General features: G+C 57.9%; 16 protein-coding genes. 12 read left to right on the top strand and 4 right to left on the bottom strand.

The window, feature by feature from the left end:
• Positions 1 to 102: 102 nt before the first annotated feature.
• From V0R60_RS17730 to V0R60_RS17720, 3 genes are read left to right on the top strand one after another with little or no spacing between them, the layout of a single operon-like run.
• A complete protein-coding gene (locus V0R60_RS17730; protein WP_330080351.1) occupies positions 103 to 1,392 on the top strand; it encodes an NAD(P)/FAD-dependent oxidoreductase in 1,290 nt (429 codons plus the stop codon).
• A 12-nt stretch (positions 1,393 to 1,404) separates the two neighbouring features.
• A complete protein-coding gene (locus V0R60_RS17725; RefSeq protein WP_136477097.1) occupies positions 1,405 to 1,962 on the top strand; it encodes a helix-turn-helix domain-containing protein in 558 nt (185 codons plus the stop codon).
• Positions 1,963 to 1,985: 23 nt separating this feature from the next.
• Positions 1,986 to 3,338 (top strand): glutamine synthetase family protein, encoded by a 1,353-nt coding sequence (locus V0R60_RS17720; RefSeq protein WP_203481137.1) that lies wholly within the window; start codon positions 1,986 to 1,988, stop codon positions 3,336 to 3,338.
• A gap of 104 nt (positions 3,339 to 3,442) precedes the next feature.
• On the opposite strand, the gene V0R60_RS17715 is transcribed toward V0R60_RS17720, so the two are convergent.
• Positions 3,443 to 3,859, bottom strand: coding sequence for a bleomycin resistance protein (locus V0R60_RS17715; RefSeq protein WP_330080350.1), 417 nt, complete (start codon positions 3,857 to 3,859; stop codon positions 3,443 to 3,445).
• A 72-nt stretch (positions 3,860 to 3,931) separates the two neighbouring features.
• Between V0R60_RS17715 and yghU the strand changes: the two genes are divergently transcribed.
• The 4 genes from yghU to V0R60_RS17695 all read left to right on the top strand — a co-directional run bounded on the left by yghU (position 3,932) and on the right by V0R60_RS17695 (position 9,993).
• Entirely contained in the window at positions 3,932 to 4,771 is an 840-nt protein-coding gene (gene yghU, locus V0R60_RS17710; protein WP_136477100.1) for a glutathione-dependent disulfide-bond oxidoreductase, read from the top strand.
• Positions 4,772 to 5,024: 253 nt separating this feature from the next.
• Complete coding sequence (locus V0R60_RS17705; RefSeq protein WP_330080349.1) at positions 5,025 to 8,447, top strand: Ig-like domain-containing protein; 3,423 nt, start codon at positions 5,025 to 5,027, stop codon at positions 8,445 to 8,447.
• Between the two features lie 85 nt (positions 8,448 to 8,532).
• A complete protein-coding gene (locus tag V0R60_RS17700; protein WP_136477102.1) occupies positions 8,533 to 9,516 on the top strand; it encodes an SCO family protein in 984 nt (327 codons plus the stop codon).
• 15 nt (positions 9,517 to 9,531) lie between these two features.
• A complete protein-coding gene (locus tag V0R60_RS17695) occupies positions 9,532 to 9,993 on the top strand; it encodes a copper chaperone PCu(A)C (protein WP_330080348.1) in 462 nt (153 codons plus the stop codon).
• 19 nt (positions 9,994 to 10,012) lie between these two features.
• Here the strand turns inward: V0R60_RS17695 and V0R60_RS17690 are convergent, their stop codons facing one another.
• The 3 genes from V0R60_RS17690 to V0R60_RS17680 form a co-directional block, all read right to left on the bottom strand.
• Positions 10,013 to 10,252, bottom strand: a complete 240-nt coding sequence (locus tag V0R60_RS17690) for a helix-hairpin-helix domain-containing protein (RefSeq protein WP_136477104.1) — start codon at positions 10,250 to 10,252, stop codon at positions 10,013 to 10,015.
• A gap of 33 nt (positions 10,253 to 10,285) precedes the next feature.
• Positions 10,286 to 10,516: a hypothetical protein gene (locus V0R60_RS17685; RefSeq protein WP_330080347.1), complete on the bottom strand. Its 231-nt coding sequence runs from the start codon at positions 10,514 to 10,516 to the stop codon at positions 10,286 to 10,288.
• Positions 10,517 to 10,589: 73 nt separating this feature from the next.
• Positions 10,590 to 11,723, bottom strand: coding sequence for a sensor histidine kinase (locus V0R60_RS17680; protein ID WP_330080346.1), 1,134 nt, complete (start codon positions 11,721 to 11,723; stop codon positions 10,590 to 10,592).
• 297 nt (positions 11,724 to 12,020) lie between these two features.
• On the opposite strand from V0R60_RS17680, the gene V0R60_RS17675 reads away from it, so the two are divergent.
• From V0R60_RS17675 to V0R60_RS17655, 5 genes are all read left to right on the top strand, one after another.
• On the top strand, positions 12,021 to 13,391 hold the full coding sequence (locus V0R60_RS17675; RefSeq protein ID WP_136477107.1) for an oligosaccharide flippase family protein: 1,371 nt from the start codon (positions 12,021 to 12,023) through the stop codon (positions 13,389 to 13,391).
• A 52-nt stretch (positions 13,392 to 13,443) separates the two neighbouring features.
• Positions 13,444 to 14,421 carry a DUF535 family protein gene (locus tag V0R60_RS17670; RefSeq protein ID WP_330080345.1) on the top strand — a complete coding sequence of 326 codons (978 nt, stop codon included), beginning with the start codon at positions 13,444 to 13,446 and terminating at the stop codon, positions 14,419 to 14,421.
• 261 nt (positions 14,422 to 14,682) lie between these two features.
• Positions 14,683 to 15,837: a hypothetical protein gene (locus V0R60_RS17665; protein WP_330080362.1), complete on the top strand. Its 1,155-nt coding sequence runs from the start codon at positions 14,683 to 14,685 to the stop codon at positions 15,835 to 15,837.
• A 37-nt stretch (positions 15,838 to 15,874) separates the two neighbouring features.
• Positions 15,875 to 16,993, top strand: a complete 1,119-nt coding sequence (locus V0R60_RS17660) for a glycosyltransferase family 61 protein (RefSeq protein WP_330080344.1) — start codon at positions 15,875 to 15,877, stop codon at positions 16,991 to 16,993.
• A gap of 36 nt (positions 16,994 to 17,029) precedes the next feature.
• Positions 17,030 to 17,746, top strand: coding sequence for a glycosyltransferase family 25 protein (locus V0R60_RS17655; protein ID WP_330080343.1), 717 nt, complete (start codon positions 17,030 to 17,032; stop codon positions 17,744 to 17,746).
• The last annotated feature ends 3 nt before the right edge of the window (positions 17,747 to 17,749 follow it).

Genomic DNA, 17,749 nt, shown 5'->3' with positions numbered 1-17,749 from the left:
GCCCTGCATTCACCCGCGTTAATTCAGCGGGGGCTTGGACTCGTGAAATTTATCTGGTAGTTTTTCATGAAAATATACCAATAAAAATTCACGAGACTCGCCATGTTCAAGCAATCCGCCCAGCATGTCGCCAGCTACTACGCCCAGACCTACCCTGGGACCATTCCTTTGCGCCCTACCCTGCAAGAGGGGCTGGATACCGGGGTACTGATCATTGGTGCAGGCTTCAGTGGCTTGCACACCGCCCTGCGCCTGGCCCTGGCCGGCCAGCGGGTGACGCTGCTGGAAGCTAGCCGGGTTGCTTGGGCCGCCTCTGGACGCAACGGCGGGCAAGCCCTGCTGGGCTGGTCGTGCGACATGCAACCGCTGGAAAAGGCCCTGGGTGTAGACCGCGCCCGGTACCTTTGGCAGAGCATGTGCTGGGCAGCCAGCGAAATGCGTGAATTGCCGGAACGCCACGGCTTCGACGTCGATTACCGACCCGGCAGCCTGTGGACGGCGGTACTGCCACGGCGGGTCGAGATGCTCCGTGAAGCTCAACGCGAGGCAGCAGAAAAATGGGGCTACGACGAGCTGCAGGTAATCGAGCGCGATGCTTTGCCCGAGTGGATCGACAGCCCCCGCTACCAAGCTGCGCTCTACGATCCGCAAGGCGCTCACCTCAATCCACTGAAACTGGCCCAAGGCCTGGCGGCCGCTTTTGAAGCAGCAGGCGGACGTCTGTTTGAACAAACCCGCGTGCTTGACTACCGCGAGACATCCAACGGCTTCGTCGCCCGAACCGAACACGGCGAAGTGCGCAGCGACGTGCTGGTGCTGGCTTGCAATGCCTACATCGACAAACTCGACCGCCAGTTATCACGACGCTTGCTGCCGGTAGGCTCTTATCAGGTGGCCACTGCACCTTTGGATCCGGCCTTGGCGCACTCATTGCTGCCACGTAACAGTTGTGTGATCGACAACCAGTTCGTGCCTGATTACTTCCGCCTGACCCCGGATCACCGCTTGCTGTTTGGCGGTGGCTGTACGTACCTGGGCGGCATTCCCAAGGATGTTGCAGCTGCCACTCGGCCGGTACTTGAACGGGCCTTCCCGCAGTTGCGTGGAGTGGCCATCGAATACGCCTGGGGCGGACACCTTGACTGCAGCCTGCGCCGTACCCCGGACATTGGCCGAACCGGCCAACGTTATTGGCTGCAAGGTTTTTCCGGGCATGGCGTACTGCCCACCCTGGCCGGTGCCCGCGCCGTCAGCGACGCCATTCTCGGCGACAACCAATTGCTTGCGCTGTACCAGGGCATCGACAACGGTCACTTCCCTGGCGGCGATAGGCTCGCCGCCCCGCTGGAAGCCGCGGCGAAGGCCTGGTACCGCCTGCGCGACAACCTTTAAGAGGACAGCTACATGGACATGCAGGACGAAATCGAAGGACTGGCGATCCTGATCCGTGATCTGCGCAAACACCGCAACCTGACCCTGGGCGAACTTGCCCAGCGCATTGATCGTTCGGTGGGCTTCCTGTCCCAGGTCGAGCGGGGCCTCTCGCGCCCTACCGTGGCCGATCTGACCGCTATCAGTGAAACCCTGGATGTGCCCACCACCTACTTCTACAACCTGAGCAAACCCCGGGAAGTGGACTGGGTGACGCGTCCGGGAGAGCGGCGCACGCTCTACTACGCCGGCGGCATCACCGACGTGCTGGTCTCGCCCAAACTCACCGGTAGTTTCTCCATGCTCGAAAGCCATCTGGCACCGGGCGCCACCAGCGGTGAAGGCCACTTGAACGACAGCTCCGAACAAGGCGGCTTTGTGCTCGAAGGGCAATTGAGCCTGTGGCTCGATGACAGCGAAGACCCCGTGACCCTGGGCCCCAACGATAGTTTTCAGCTACCGCCACACAGCCAGTTTCGCTACGCCAACCTCACCGAGCAGCCAACACGAGTGCTCTGGGTATTCCGTTGAACCACGCTGCAGGACCGCAATCGATGACAACAACAAAAAGCTTTCCCGATCTGCTCACTGAAGTTCGTGAGTTTCGCACTCGATTCCCGCAAGTGCGCTATGTCGACTTGATCAGCCTGGACATTCCCGGGCACTTCTATGGCAAGCGCTACCCGATCGACATGCTTGAAAAAGTTGCCGCGGGCAGCCCTTTGAAACTGCCGCAGAACTGCGTGCTGCTGGGTACCCAGGGCGGCCTGTTTCCCATCGGCGATTATTGTTTCAACGATGGCGACCCCGACGCACCTCGGCGCCTGATCCCGGGTACGCTCAAGCCGGTACGCTGGGAGAATCAGCCATTGGGGCAAATGCTCATCAGCTCGGACGGCACCAACGCGCCCATCGAGTTCGAGCCACGGGAAGTGCTTGCCCAGGTATTGCAGCGACTGGAACGTCGCGGCATTCGTCCGGTGGTGGCCTTCGAGCTGGAGTTCTATCTGTTCGATCGCAATCTCAAGGAAGGCTTGCCACAATTTCCCCGCGATCCGTTCAGCGATGACCCGGACGATCAACCGAACATGCACATCGAGCGTTTGTCGCGCTACTCCGACGTATTGCGCGACATGGTTGAAGCGGCCAACGAGCAAGGCGTGGACGCCAACGTGATCACTGCCGAGCTTGGCCCCGGCCAGTTTGAAATCAACTTCGGCCACTGCGATGACGGCCTGCGCGCTGCTGACTGGGCGGCGCTGTTCTGCCGTAGCACACGTGGCGTGGCGCTCAAGCATGGCATGCGCGCCAGCTTCATGAGCAAGCCTTACCTGGAAGCACCGGGCAGCGGCATGCACGTGCACGTCAGCTTGTATGACCGGGATGGCAACAACCTGCTCGCCGCTGATGAACAACGTCCATTGCGCCATGCGGTGGCGGGCTGCCTGGAGCTGCTGCCAAACTGCATGCCGATCTTTGCCGCCAACCACAACGCCATGCGCCGCTACGGCGCCATGGTCAACGCTGCCAGCCGTGCCAGTTGGGGTTACGAGGATCGTGATGCGTGCATTCGCATTCCCGAGTCCGACCCGCGCAACTTGCGCATCGAACATCGCCTGGCCGGTGCCGACGCCAACCCTTACCTGGTGCTGGCGGCCATTCTCAGTGGCATGGAACATGGGTTGGATGCAGGCCAAGAGCCTATTGCGCCTCTCAACGACGATCGCGCCAGCGGTATCGAGTTTCCCAAGGACATGCTTACGGCTGTCAGCGCCATGCGCCAGCACCCTGTGGTCAACCAGAGCCTGGGCAGCGAATTTGTGATGGTCTACTGTGAAAACAAGCGCCAGGACCATCTGGCCTTCTTGCATGACATCAGCGCCCGGGAGTACCGCTGGTTCATGTGATTGTGCACACCTGCTGCGGGCTCGCTCTGCAATCGGCCCGCATTTGCGACAGATTGCGGGGCATGTCCGCTACTACTGGGTTAGATGACGTCTTTTTACCCAATTCACTTGGCGCCCAGGTCCTGGGCGAAACGCAAGAGGTAACCGTCGGGATCGAGGACGAGAAAGTTTCGCTGTCCACGGTGTTGATCATTCTGACGGTACCAACGTTCTTCAACCGCTTGGCGCAGTTCATACCCCGCCTCCAGCAAAGCACCCGCCAATGCCGAGGCGTCGGGGCATTCGATGGACAGGTTCATGCCGCGACCATAAGGTCGCTCCAGTGGTCCAACACGCCACGGCGACTCGCTGTGCCAATCCTGCTCAAGCATGATCTGGCTGGCACCAAAGGAAAGGACGGCAAACTTGTCTTCTTCGCGCTGGTATTCAATTTTGAAGCCCAGCACATCGCAGTAAAAGCGTAGGCTGTGTGCGAGATCGGAAACGATCAACTCTGGCACCAGCGCATTCATTTTGAACATGTGTTGTTTCCCTTCCGTTATTTGCGCGCCAATCTACCCACAACTTCTTGAGCTAACCAGGAAATTGACCCTATGAGCAAAGCCACCTACACCCCGCCCAAGGTCTGGAAGCATGACGCACCGTCGGGAGGCGAGTTCGCCAATATCAACAGGCCAACCGCTGGGCCAACCCACGACAAGGCCCTCCCGGTTGGCAAGCATCCATTACAGCTCTACTCGTTGGCGACGCCCAATGGCATAAAGGTCACGATCCTGCTCGAAGAACTGCTGGCGCTCGGAGAAACCCGTGCCGAATACGACGCCTGGCTCATTCGCATCAACGACGGCGATCAGTTCTCCAGCGGATTTGTCGAGATCAATCCCAACTCGAAAATTCCGGCGCTGCTGGACCGTAGCGTGGAGCCTGCCATTCGGGTATTCGAGTCCGGCTCTATCCTGCTGTACCTGGCGGAAAAGTTTGGCCACTTCCTGCCCACCGAACCAGGCGCACGCACAGAAACCCTGAATTGGCTGTTCTGGCAAATGGGTGCCGCGCCCTATCTGGGCGGTGGCTTCGGGCATTTCTATGCCTATGCGCCGGAGAAATTCGAGTACCCGATCAATCGCTTCACCATGGAAGCCAAACGCCAACTCGACGTACTCAACCGTCGCCTGGCTGAAAGCCCATACTTGGCGGGTGACCACTACACCATCGCTGACATCGCGGTCTGGTCGTGGTACGGCCAACTAGCACTGGGCAACCTGTATTCGGCGGCAGAATTCCTCGATGTCCAGGAATACACCCACGTGCAACGCTGGGCCGAGGAAATCGCCAAACGTCCTGCGGTTCAACGTGGTCGGCGGGTCAATCGGACCTGGGGCGATGAAGCGAGCCAAGTACCGGAGCGGCATCAAGCAGCAGACTTGGACTGATTGGTTCGCCAAGCGGGGGAGCATTTCACCCATAACCAAATATGGGGAACTCCCCCCACTTTCCCCAGCGGCGCCTCGCTTTACCCCGTCCTACTTTCCCTTCAAGTCTTTGAACAACTGGGAGTTTTTTATTCAAGCGTCCTCGAATACCGGACTTGGTGCGGTTTTTGCCCCATGCCATCACAAAGTGGCAATTTGATATTTATTTGGGCAAAGCCGAAGAAACCGAACGGATAGGCACGAGGCAAACGCTATGTACAACTCCACTACGCAGCGCCGGGCAACTCTTCACCTGTTCCGATACTCAGGCATTGCGTCCGCACTGCTGATCGCCATCACCAATACCAATGCCGCACCGATGGACGATACCAGCCCGCCATCGCCTACCGACCCTTCGGCCTACACCTATCACCCCACCGACCCTCAGGCTGCGCTGCAGGCACTGGAAGCACTGAAGTTACTTCCCGAGGGTAACCATGGCTCGCTCGCCCTGCCCAATGGCGTCTACGGCGACAGAACGACGCCACGCAGTGAAAACGTGATGCCACCGTTGAAGCAGACATCGTTCAATTACCCAACCAACGGTTTGGCCAGCCCTTTGTTTGGCGCGCAACCCTTTACCCAGCAGATGCTCTTGTACGAAGAGTTCGGCCCGGAAAAGCTGGACCCCACTGCCGAAGCCGGGAACATCCCCTTCCCCATTCCCACGACCGGACCAGCGCCGGAGCAAGACCCCAACAGTGTCGCCCGCAGTGGCCCCGCAGGCGCTGCACTCGAAGCGTTTTTACGTCAACCGGGACTCTCGCCGTTTCCGACCCAGTATTCCAATGTGCTGGACCGCAATCCCTGGAAAGCGCAAATCGAAGCATTCCTCAACCGCCATCCGGTGGGCTCGCCGGCCGAGGGACGTCCACCAGGAAAAGGTTGGTCGCATCAGCGTTGGAACGAGTTCTACCCCCAGGCCGCGATCAAGACCGCGCAAGCCGGGGCACGGGTAAACCAGGGTCTGCGTGACAACCGCCAGATGCACGGCTACGCCAAGGGCGAATTCGGTCCCGGCGGTCTTTATCACAATACCGCCGGCGTACCGGCCACCGAGGGTACGGCCAAAGGCATCAGCATTCGTTTTCACCCGAACATGCCCATTCAGAACCACAACGCACTGTGGACCTTCGACGGCACCTTGCCCCCCAAATTGCTGATGGCCCGTTATGGGCAACCGATTCTGATGCGTCATTACAATGCCTTGCCGATCGACCCGGCAGCCAATGGCGGCTTTGGCCTGCATACCCTCAGCACCCATGAACACAACGGCCATAACCCCGCCGAAAGCGACGGTTACACCAATGCGTTCTTTTTCCCAGGCCAGTACTACGACTACCGTTGGCCGGTACAACTGGCAGGCTACGACACCATCAACACCAGCGCCCAGGACCCAAGGGCCGCCTTCCCTTGCGCCCAGGGCGAAACGCTGTGGGTCAACGACCGCAACCCTGGCATCAAGACCTGTGAGAACGGCAGCATCAAGGTACGCGGGGACTGGCGCGAGACCATGAGTACCCACTGGTTCCACGATCACATGCTCGATTTCACCGCCCACAACGTCTACAAGGGCAATGCGGCGATGATGAATTACTACAGCGCCCTCGATCGCGGCAACGAAGCCCTGGAGGATGGGGTCAACTTGCGTCTGCCCAGCGGCTCGGCGCTGGCCTGGGGTAACCGCGACTACGACGTCAACCTGACCTTCGCCGACAAGGCCTGGGATCAGAGCGGCCAACTGTGGTTCAACCCGTTCAACATCGACGGCTTCATCGGCGACCAGATGATGGTCAACTGGCTGTACAAGCCCTACTTCGACGTACGTGCCCGCAGCTATCGCCTGCGCATCCTCAATGGCTCGGTTTCGCGCTACATGAAGATCGCCGTGGTGCGTGAAGTGCGTGGCAATGGCGGCGAGTTTCGTGGCCCGCAAGGCTCCGGGGTTTCCTATAGTCGGGTACCGTTCCACATGATCGCCAATGACGGCAACATCATGGAACACGCCATCCCGTTCGACGGTAGCCTGGACCTGAACGGCAATGGCGACCTCAAGGACGACAACGGCATCATGCCAACCATGGCGATTGCCGAGCGCTACGACATCATCATCAACTTCGCCAAACATGGTATTCAACCTGGCGACAAGATTTTCTTCGTCAACCTCATGGAACATGACACCGGCAAAGGCCCAAGCAAAGATGCCGTGTCCCTGGCTGACGTGCTCTCGGAAAAGTACAAGGCCGTCATCGATCAAACCAGCAAGGGCCCCAGGTGGCGTGACGGCGACCCTGTCGTCGGCAAATTCCTGCAGTTCAACGTCAAACCCTACAGCGGTGTGGACCAGAGCCTGGACCCGGTAGCCTACGAGCCGGCCAAGCCTGGCAAGGCCGCGGGCAAGAAAATGATCCCGCTGACCATCGATCGCGACGATCAGAACATGCAAGCCAGGCTCAAGCAGGCACGCCATCGCAGCTTTGAATTTGGACGCTCCGACGGTACCGACACCGCCCCCTGGACGATCAAGACCGATGGTGGCTTTGGCTACTCCATGGACCCGCGGCGAATTACCGCCGCGCCTCAATTGGCCAACGGGCCGACAGACGCAGGCTATGCAGGAGATGGCACCCTGGAAGTCTGGAAAATCAAGAATGGCGGCAACGGCTGGAGCCACCCGGTGCATGTGCACTTCGAAGAAGGGGTCATTCTCAACCGCGACGGCAAGGCACCGCCGGAATGGGAAAAATGGGCCCGCAAGGACGTGTATCGGGTAGGCCCGGAGGTTGACAGCTCCGGCGAGTTGGAAATGGCGATTCGCTTCCGCGAGTTCGCCGGCACATTCATGGAGCATTGCCACAACACCCAGCACGAAGACAACTCCATGTTGCTGCGCTTCGACCTCGAGAACCCTGGTCAGCTCGAACTGATGCCCTCGCCCATGCCCACCTGGGACGGTGTGACCTACATTAGCTCTGCAGCCCTGCCCTCGTTCCGTGACGAGGAAGAACAAGGACCGGGTGACGACGATGACGACGATGACGAAGACAATCAACTACCAATCGCCCGGGATGACAGCGGCACGACCAAAGCCGGTGTCGCGGTCACGCTCAATGTACTGAGCAACGACAGCGACCCTGACGGCGACATGCCGCTCACAGTGGTCAGCCTGGGACAGCCCGACTCCGGCCAGGGCACTGTCAGTACCGACGGCACACGGGTGACCTTTGTACCGCCTGATACGGTGAGTGAAGCCTATACCGCGCTCTTTGAATACAAGGTCAAGGATGCTCGCGGCGCGGTCTCGCAGTTGGCGGCCAACGTAAGGGTTTCGGTGGCCCCCGCGGTTGTCGAAGTCGATCAGAACGTAAGGGTCAGCAACGCCACTGTCACCGTGCGCAGCAACAACCGCTACGCCTGGGAGCTGGCGGGAACCAGTGCGCTGAAAGTCGGCGATACCTTGGCGGTTACAACCTCGACCACCAGCGGCACGTTGAACCTGGGAACTGCCACGGTGCTGTCCGGTGGTATGTGGCGGCTGTCGGCGAACACCGTCGGCACAGTGCCTTCACAGCCGGCCACGGTGACGATCAAACCTGCCAATGGCAAAGCGGTTACCGCACCGTTGAGCATACGCTGACCCCTCCGGCCTCCCGCTCAGTGCAATCTGATCGGGGGGCTGGCATTCACGGCAATAGCCACAGACCTATCGGGAGGCAACTGTCATGGGCTGGAGAACCTGGTTAGCCCTCGGCCATCTGCTGCTGTCAGCTTGCAGCGTGGCGCAAGCAGGCGTCAGCGAGAACACCTCCGCTCAGCAGTGGGGGCAGGCCTATTTTCCCAACACCGCCCTGATTACTCAGGATGGCCAGCCAGTGCGCTTTTTTGATGACCTGATCAAGGACAAGGTTGTGGCGATCAACTTCATCTTCACCACCTGCACCGACTCATGCCCGTTGGAAACCGCACGCTTGCGCCAGGTGCAAAAACTGCTCGGCGACCGGGTCGGTCGCGATGTGTTTTTCTACTCGATCAGCATCGATCCCGAAACCGATACCCCAGAAGTACTCAAACAGTACACGGAGAAATTCAAGATCGGTCCCGGCTGGCAGTTTCTCACCGGCAACAAGGAGGAAATCACCTTGTTGCGACAAAAGCTCGGTCTGTTCATCAAGGGGGTCGATGACGGCCAAACCAAAGACCACAACCTCAGCCTGATTATCGGCAATCAAAGTACCGGGCGCTGGATGAAGGCCTCGCCGATGGAGAACCCCTACGTACTCGCCGACCGCCTGGGAAAAAGCCTGCACAACTGGAAGCTGGCCAGTACCGATACCAACGAAGCTGCTGACGCCCCCAACGTGCGCCCACCCAGCATCGGTGAACAGATCTACCGCACGCGCTGCTCTTCGTGCCACACCCTCGGCGATACCGAACACGCGGGTATGCGCAGCATCGGCCCGGATCTTCTCGGCGTAACCCAGCAACGTGACCCGGCCTGGCTCACTCGCTGGCTGAAAGAGCCAAATCTGATGCTGGCAGAAAAGGACCCGCTGGCGATGCAACTGTTCGAGCAGTACAACCGCCTGGCGATGCCAAACCTGCGTCTGGGCGATGTCGAAATCACCGCGGTGCTGACGTACCTGGATGAAGAGAGCAAGCGTATGCAAGCGCGGACGCTCGTCAAAACTTCGCAAACAGCCAACTAAGCAAGGAGTTCTGCCATGGTCGCTCGTCTCTTGGTTTTTGCCGCCCTGCTTGCAAGCAGCACCTTGAGTGTCGCGCATGATTATCAGGTCGGTGAACTGCTGATCAAAAGCCCTTGGTCGCGGGAGTTGCCGGTGGACCTGCCAGGCGGTTCGGCGTATTTCAGCATCGACAATCTGGGTAGTGAATCCGACCGCCTGATCAGCGTCAGCAGTCCCCGCGCACAAAAGACCAGCCTGCACGCTCAAGCGAGCAGCGATGGCATGATGAACATGCAGCACATGACCACCATGGAGATTCCCGCCCACTCACAGACAATCTTCAAGCCTGGCGCCAACCATGTGATGTTGTCCGGGATGGAGCAACCACTAAAAGCCGGCGAACAGTTCCCGCTGACGCTGGAGTTCGAAAAGGCAGGCAAGGTGGAGGTACAAGTAGACGTCCGGCCGGCGGATGAACAAACCGGCCATGTTCACTGAGTGCCCTGAGTTCGCCTGTCTAGCTCTGGTATTCCCGGGCCTTGGCGAGCGCAGCCTGGATAGCGGCACGTGCCTGCGGGCTGTTCTTCCAACAGGTAGAACCAACAAGCGCCGAGGCCTGGGTAACGATAGCCAAGGCATCTGCCTGGGCCAGTTCGGATAACGTCTTGAACCCCAGTTGTTCAAGGCGTTTGACCACGGTCGGGCCTACGCCCTTGACACTCAACAACAGTTGCGTTTCTTCCGCTGAAAAACCCATCTCAACTCCTTTTGATCTTCACCAACTAACGGTTTACAGCGATGGAGAACACTGCTCGCCCGGCCTCTCGACAACACTGGCGTAATGCGCTGTCGCCTGGAGAATCAAAGCGTTTCTTTCTTCAGTGGTTATCACACCCTGGCGTTGGAGCTTGTCCGCCATCTTCATCAGTTCTTCGTACTGTTCAACGCAATTCATCTCGATCCCGGGTACTTCGAGCAGTCGATACCAAGAAGCCAAATTGCTGCAACTGTTGCTGCCCATCACGAGTTCCTCCACTGATCATACTTCTGTAGAGGTAACGACGGCGGCAGAGGTTCATAGATTTACCCAGCCACTACGGAACCAGCCCCAAAGGCAAGGTAACGCGAAAGCGTGTGCCCTGCTCAAGCGTTGACTCGACTTCTATATTCCCACCGTGGCTTTTGACAATTTCGGCGGCAATGAACAGGCCCAGACCCAGGCCTGCCGACGCGCCCTCTTCACTGGCGGCAAACCGTGAAAAACGCCCCTGCGGGTTGAAAAGAAACGGGAGTGCACTGGGCGGGATAGGCTCACCGAAATTCAGCACGGTAACACAGGCATGCTCGGCATTTTTCCCCAATGTGATCTGAATTTCTCGTCCACTCTCACCATGCTGTACAGCGTTGTTGACCAGGTTGGTGATGACTTGTCCCATGCGCAGCGGATCGAACGCTCCAGGGACCGGGCTTGAATCACCGAAAACAATCTTGGCCTGCGGATGACAGGCTGAGACTTCCTCCACCACCGACTTGCAGACAGCTTCCAGATCAGTGGTTTGAGGCTTGATCGGTATTCCCGAGCCCAGGTTGCAACGCGCCAGGTCGAGCAAGTCGTTCACGATCTGATTGGCACGGCGAACGCTGGCAGCAATCTGTACAGCGAGCTTTTGCGGACGCCCGCTCAAATCCTGATCCTGGCGCAACAAATCGGCGCCCATCATGACCGCAGCCAGTGGCGTTCGCAGGTCGTGTCCTAGGACGCCAAGGAACATCTTGCGCGTTGTATCGGCTGCATGTCCAAACGCTGCAATCGACTCGCCGAGTGCCTGATCGATCGATTCATTGAAACGAATGATATCGCGCACATGATGCTCGTCCCCTGCAAACTCTTTCGCCAGCCATAGCCTGAGTACGCTGGATCTCAAGGCACGATACTCAGAGACCATCTGGTCCAGCGAATAGCCATCAATCAGGCACAATACCGCGTGAGTCTGAGCCGCGGTTTCGGCTTCGCTCACAGGCCCAAGACCTTGAGACTTGTCGATACCCTCCTGCACGGTCTGCGGCGTGTCCATGTCTCTGGCTACAGCCTTGAGCACATACTCCGCATGATTTCTCAAACCCTTAGAATCGAGGGCTTGCGCAGGTGCATCGACGGTCCTGGCAAAATTTTCCCACTCCTGCAGGATCGGCTCGAGATTGTTCAGAATAAAATGTGAAAGCCGCATAGCTAACCTCTGGTTCTCGACGCATCGAAAATATCGAGTGAGATCGGCTCAGCCGAACCTGGACCCTGTATGAGAAGCACAATGATGCCGCAGATTGGCAGCATCGAATGCGCCAAGCGGTGCCTTTGGCTGCCATCTTAGAAGGATGGCAGATGATCAGTCTAGGCTATGCAAACTGCTTGCGCAGGTCCCCCGTAACCTGACTTGAAATTGTTTCAGGGAAACGGCTACAGCGTCTAGCAGCATGGCAAATTGAGACTATAGTAATCGGCGAGCCACCGGGTCAGGGACGTCGTTATGCCTTCGATTGATTTGTCGACACCGTTGAGCCTACGCAAGCGGGCCCTATGGGCAAGCGTATTAAATATCGGTGCGATATTCGCGTCCCAGGTCATACGCTTGGGCGGCAACCTGGTTATCACCCGACTGCTGGTGCCGGAAATGTTCGGCATCATGGCTATCGCAACTACCGTGACTGTCATTCTGCAACTGCTCTCTGACGCGGGCCTGCGGCAGAACATCATCCAGAGTCAACGCGGCGATGATCCGGTGTTTCTCAACACTGTGTGGACGGTGCAGATCATCCGCGGTTTCGTGCTGTTCCTGGTGATGCTTTTGCTGGCCTTTGCGGCGCATTACGCACAGCAAGTCGAACTATGGCCGGCACACTCTACCTACGCATCACCGGAGCTGCCGCTGGTGCTGGCCTTGAGTGGACTTTCCGCGGTTTTCTACGGCTTTCAGTCGACCAAGGTCGACGTCGCCATCCGCACGTTCCAGCAGAAAAAAGTGGTACTCGCCGAGCTGATCTCGCAAATCGTCAGCCTGGCCGTGATGTTAGTGGCAGGCTATCTAACCCGCTCCATCTGGTCGCTGGTGGCAGCAGGCCTGGTAGGCACGCTGGTGTTCACTGTGCTCAGTCACATAATTTTCCAGGGACCACGCAACCGTCTGCAGTGGGACCGTACTGCCCTGCGCGAAATGCTCGACTACGGCCGCTGGATTTTGTTGTCATCGGCGGTTGGCGTGCTGGCCATGCAAGGCGACCGGATCTGGTTCGGTGGCAGCATGACGGTCAACGAGTTGGGCATTTACTCCATCGCCGTAACGCTTCTGGGGGCCATTCAACTGGTCCTGCAGCGCCTTGCCGGAGCGGTTGCGCTACCGGCCTTCAGTGAGGCGGCCAGGACCGGCGACAAAGAGCGGGTGCGCAGTATTTACTATCGCTCCAAGCTGCTCTTCGATCTGGTCACCCTGTTCACTTGCGGCGCCTTGCTGACGGCCAGCCCGTTGCTCATTGGTTGGCTGTACGACGATCGCTATGCCGGCGCCGGGCAGATGATGGCCATTCTTTCGCTATCGTTCTTTACCCTGCGCTTCGCCCTGGCGCAGCAGGTGTGGATGGCCCTGGGACTGACCAAGTACATGGCTATAGACAACGTTATCCGGGTGGTATCGCTGTTTGTCCTGCTGCCTGTGCTTCTTTCCATCGGCGGGGTGCACTATGCGATCTGGGGTGTAGCGCTACATACCTATACAACGCTGTTCCTTATTTACTATGTGAACCGCCAGCTTGGCCTTTGGGATACCAAGCGCGAGCTCATCGTGCTCCCAGCCATGGTGCTCGGTGCCCTGTGTGGAGAGCTCGCCACTTGGCTGTTTACCTGAGCCTGACGATGGCGAACAACGTGCACCGCAATCGAGTACAGGTGGAGACAGCATGATCTACAGATCAGTAGCGAAAAGCATCTGGGTGCTGCATCCCGGTTATTCCTTGCGGGCGATGCGCAACAAGTTGCGCCTGGCCCTGCTGATTGCCCGCGGTTGGCCCGGCCTTCACGGGTATCTGCAGCGCTTGATCGGCACCGTTGGCCGCGATGGACTCCAACGCATGGGGGTAGACTGCATCGGTATCATCCACTGGCCTTACATCAGTAAATCGTGGCGCCCGTCCACGCGCTTCGACGTGCTCGCCTCGCACTATGAAGTGGTCAGCCAACGTTGCCAGCCCCTGATGCTGTTGGGACGCGAGGACTCGCTGCAGTTGGCTGACCTGACGCAATACTCCCGCGGCTGTTCCCTGGTGCTTGACCGGGCGTTCTGGTTCATGCGCGAAGGAGAACTGGTGCTTAACTTGTTCCAGGACGAACTGCGAGTGGCCTCGTTGGCGTTTACCCTGTCCCGCACCGACAACGGCACGTGTATGTTCATCGGCGCTGTGCAGGGCATTCATAAAGGTGTGGACAGCGAACGCTCGTTGGCCATTTACCGGGATTTGACCAAGGACTTTGAAGGGCTGCGCCCCAGAAGTCTGTTGATCGAGGTGCTCAAGCATATTGCGCGTGGCCTTGGGGTTACTCAAATCTATGCCATTGCTGACAGCTATCGCCACCATCGCCACCCGTACTTTGGTGTTGAAAAGTCCCAGGAGCTACTCGCCAACTACGACGTTATATGGCAAGAGCACGGGGCAATATCGTGCGAGCGTGAAGACTTTTTCAGCATGCCTACTGCCCCGTCAAGAACACCCCTTGAGGACATCGCGGCCAAGAAGCGCGCCATGTACCGCCGCCGCTACGAACTGATGGACGCAATTTTCGCCAGGGTCGATAGCGTCTTGCATGATCGGGCATCGAGCACCAACAAACAAAGCGAGAATCAGCCAAGTCTGCCTGTTTTTGCCCCGCAGCAACCTTAAGCTGCCCTCCCTCCACGCGCTCACGCGATAGTCACCACTGCTTCAGGGCAGCGAATATTTGACGTCATTTAACAGGCCTAATACTGCTTCTCGACTGTGCTTGACAATCGTCGAGAGCGCATCTTTACTGACCATAAATATTCAATAACATTTAGTTACAAGTATTACCGCTACAACTAAAAAGTTATAAGGATTCAATTAACGTCATTTTTGATTTTTTTAGAAGTCACTATTAGAAACTTCAAAGGATATCAAAGAAAAATGAGAGAACAGCTGGCAGTCGTGTTGCGCAAGCTCATCACTCCATCGGTGCGTTTCAAAATAAGAACCAACATGGCCTGGGCACGAGATATTCTCGGGCGGGCATGCCTGTGGAGTTGGGAGGTCGCCCGGTTTCGCCTGCCGACCAGCAGTGACTATGAGATTCTTTATGTGGGCAGGAAAACCCGCCGGGACATGGCCAAACTGCTCATCGGCGGCAAGCCTCAGTTGGAAGCCAGTGCAGACGCCGGTACTGAGCAACCCAGCGCCACACCCCATGTTGTCGTCGTCAGCGAAATGCCCAGCGCGGGTGCGCTGTATGTGCCCCACTACCTGAGCGCCGTGATTCCCTTGGGCCGTCCTTTGGAAGAGATCATTGCCAGATACGACGGCGAACTGCGGCGCAACATCCGCAAGTGCCGACCGCTGTACCGCATGCAGCAAGTGTCTACCGACGAAGATATCGCCAAAGCCGATCGCGAAATGCTTCAGCCCTATGCCCAGGCGCGCCACGGCGTGCTCGCCAAGCAGTTCGACTCAAACGACCTGGCCCGCATCGCCAAGACGGTCGGCCGCCTTGACCTGATCCTCAAAGGTGATGAGGTGGTCGCTTGCCACTTCGGTTGCGTGATAACCAGGGACGGCAAGCGCTACTGGAGCACCCTGCGCTTTGGTTACCCCGAGTCGGTTTTCAACGACCCCAAGCAACTGCGCGAGGTCAATTCAATTACCACGTTCATGGCACTGGAATGGGCCATCGAACAGGGCTTTGACTATTACGATATCGGCCAGTGTCTGGCCCGCCCGGATGACGGTCTGTTGAAATGGAAACGCCGCCGCGGTGGTGATGTAGATACATTGGGCAATCAGGCTTATATGTTCGTCCGTTTACCAAAGACCGGCATCGCCAAGTTCCTTTGGGAGTTCCCGTTGTTTGCCGTCGAAGATAATAAATTGACACTTCATCTGGGCCTGCCTAATGGGCCGAGTGACGAGGAAGTTGTCAATCGCTATCGCGAAATGGTGTTTGGCGGCTTATTCAAGATATACCTCTACTGCGCAAAAAATCCTGGCGAAGTGTTGCTGGAAAACCTACGTGACCGTTACGCCCACTTCCAGTCTCCGCCTATTGTCGAAAAAATCCCGTCTAACTGAACGTAGAAGATAGACCTCCATTGCGGGCAGGCTGTTCATGGAAAGCGATATCTCGGATGTACAAACGGCAGGGTCGGACCACAAGCTCTGGAGCCTTGCCGCCTATCGGCAACTGGCCAGGGAGCGACTGTGGCGCAAGCCGTCGCAAAGCCTGAAACAGCTTGCGGTCAAGACCTGGGAAATAGCGCCTGCCGAGGTTACCCCTGCACCCGCGGCGTTTTTCTTGCCCAACCAGTTGGAACGGGTAAGCGGATGGGAGGCCGCGCGTTTTTTTCCCTATGAGCACCCGCGCCGGACCATGGAAGGACTGGGCAGCGTGGAGCAATCGCCTACCCGCGGCTACCTGATCAAAGATGTACTGTTGATCGACGGCACACTGTACAAAGGCACTGCCAGCCACCGACTGTCCGATCACTCCAGCCGGCTGCCAGCCATCGTGGTGGAAAAGGAGATCGAGCGCGCCGCTGCCTATTGCTCGCCCTACGGCGCCCGCTGGTTTGGAACCTGGCTGGCTGAGGACTGCCTCACCTACGCATTGGCCTGCAACGAGGGTACGCCAATCACCACCGCGCCCTCTGCCCGCTTTCCATTGTTCCTCCAGGCCCCGCCTTATGAGGACCTGCTAGGCATGCACCCGCTTCGCCTGCACAACGCGTTTATCCGCGAACTGGTGCTGTTCGACGATGCGAGCCACAACAGCAACCAGTACCTGCGCCACCGAGCGCTTGGGGAAAAACTCCTCGCCCGCGTGAACTACAAGCCTCATCCGGGAATTTTCATCCTCCGTGGCGAAGCCGGTGATCTGCGCTTGTTGCGCAATGAGCTTGAGGTAGCCGAACACCTGAGGGTAAATCGGGGCTTTCGCATCATCGATCCGTTAAAAAACGACGTTGCGACAATTATCGCAGCCTGTGCCGGCGCGCGCGTTATCGCCGGCGTCGAGGGCAGCCAATTGGTCCATGCCGTTCACATAATGGAGCCTGGCGCGACTATGCTAACGCTCCAGCCCCCTGATCGTTTTGTCTGCTTCTATAAATACCTGACCGACCGCGACAAGCAACATTTTGCCTTCGTAGTGGGCACACCTGATGGCAATGGCTTCAAAATCGACTTGAATGAACTTGAGCAAACCCTGGACCTGTTGCCGCCACCCTAGTACGCGGTGAACTGAATTCCACTGAGGACCTGATGGATGAACGTGATTGACTACTTTGATCAGACCAGAATCATCAATATTCCATCCAGAAAGGACCGCCGCGTAGAAACAGTGGAAGAGTTCAGCCGCAACGGTTTTCACATCGATCACAAGAAAGCCGGCTTTTTTGAGGCGGTTAAGCCCAGCGAAGAAGATGGCTTCCCCAGCATTGGTGCCAGAGGCTGCTTTATGAGCCACCTGCGGATCATTGAAGATGCAATCCGCCTGAACCTGAACAACATCCTCATCCTCGAAGACGACATTCAGTTCTCCAAGCATATTGGCCAATACGGAAAGCAGGCCATCGCATTGCTGGAGGGCATGGAATGGGACATCGCCTACTTTGGCCACCCGTTTGAAGGAAACGCCAACCTACCAGGCTGGAGCGTGGTCGACCGGCCCATCCACTTGTCGCACTTCTATGCGGTGAACGGGGCATTCCTGCCACAGCTGCGCGACTTTCTCCTGCAGATTCTTGAGCGCCCAGCCGGCCACCCAGACGGCGGCCCCATGCACTACGACGCGGCGCTCAATACCTTGATCCACCAGCGTAAGGATGTCCGGGCCTACTACTTCACCTGGAACCTCGGCTATCAAAGGCCCTCGCGTACAGACCTGCATGAACTGTCGGTGCTTGACCGCACGCAACTGCTGCGGCCGATAATGTTCATGCTGCGCAAGCTGAAGTCGTCGATGCTGCGTATTACGCGATAGTTC

The sequence above is a fragment of the Pseudomonas auratipiscis genome, from assembly GCF_036324085.1.
Lineage (GTDB): Bacteria > Pseudomonadota > Gammaproteobacteria > Pseudomonadales > Pseudomonadaceae > Aquipseudomonas > Aquipseudomonas auratipiscis.
Note: the sequence above shows the minus strand (reverse complement) of the source record. Positions and strands in the feature narration are given on the sequence as shown.

Coding starts and splice junctions, on each gene's coding strand:
- V0R60_RS17730 (WP_330080351.1), top strand. CDS start 103: ATGTTCAAGCAATCCGCCCAGCATGTCGCCAGCTACTACGCCCAGACC.
- V0R60_RS17725 (WP_136477097.1), top strand. CDS start 1,405: ATGGACATGCAGGACGAAATCGAAGGACTGGCGATCCTGATCCGTGAT.
- V0R60_RS17720 (WP_203481137.1), top strand. CDS start 1,986: ATGACAACAACAAAAAGCTTTCCCGATCTGCTCACTGAAGTTCGTGAG.
- V0R60_RS17715 (WP_330080350.1), bottom strand. CDS start 3,859: ATGTTCAAAATGAATGCGCTGGTGCCAGAGTTGATCGTTTCCGATCTC.
- yghU (WP_136477100.1), top strand. CDS start 3,932: ATGAGCAAAGCCACCTACACCCCGCCCAAGGTCTGGAAGCATGACGCA.
- V0R60_RS17705 (WP_330080349.1), top strand. CDS start 5,025: ATGTACAACTCCACTACGCAGCGCCGGGCAACTCTTCACCTGTTCCGA.
- V0R60_RS17700 (WP_136477102.1), top strand. CDS start 8,533: ATGGGCTGGAGAACCTGGTTAGCCCTCGGCCATCTGCTGCTGTCAGCT.
- V0R60_RS17695 (WP_330080348.1), top strand. CDS start 9,532: ATGGTCGCTCGTCTCTTGGTTTTTGCCGCCCTGCTTGCAAGCAGCACC.
- V0R60_RS17690 (WP_136477104.1), bottom strand. CDS start 10,252: ATGGGTTTTTCAGCGGAAGAAACGCAACTGTTGTTGAGTGTCAAGGGC.
- V0R60_RS17685 (WP_330080347.1), bottom strand. CDS start 10,516: ATGGGCAGCAACAGTTGCAGCAATTTGGCTTCTTGGTATCGACTGCTC.
- V0R60_RS17680 (WP_330080346.1), bottom strand. CDS start 11,723: ATGCGGCTTTCACATTTTATTCTGAACAATCTCGAGCCGATCCTGCAG.
- V0R60_RS17675 (WP_136477107.1), top strand. CDS start 12,021: ATGCCTTCGATTGATTTGTCGACACCGTTGAGCCTACGCAAGCGGGCC.
- V0R60_RS17670 (WP_330080345.1), top strand. CDS start 13,444: ATGATCTACAGATCAGTAGCGAAAAGCATCTGGGTGCTGCATCCCGGT.
- V0R60_RS17665 (WP_330080362.1), top strand. CDS start 14,683: ATGAGAGAACAGCTGGCAGTCGTGTTGCGCAAGCTCATCACTCCATCG.
- V0R60_RS17660 (WP_330080344.1), top strand. CDS start 15,875: ATGGAAAGCGATATCTCGGATGTACAAACGGCAGGGTCGGACCACAAG.
- V0R60_RS17655 (WP_330080343.1), top strand. CDS start 17,030: ATGAACGTGATTGACTACTTTGATCAGACCAGAATCATCAATATTCCA.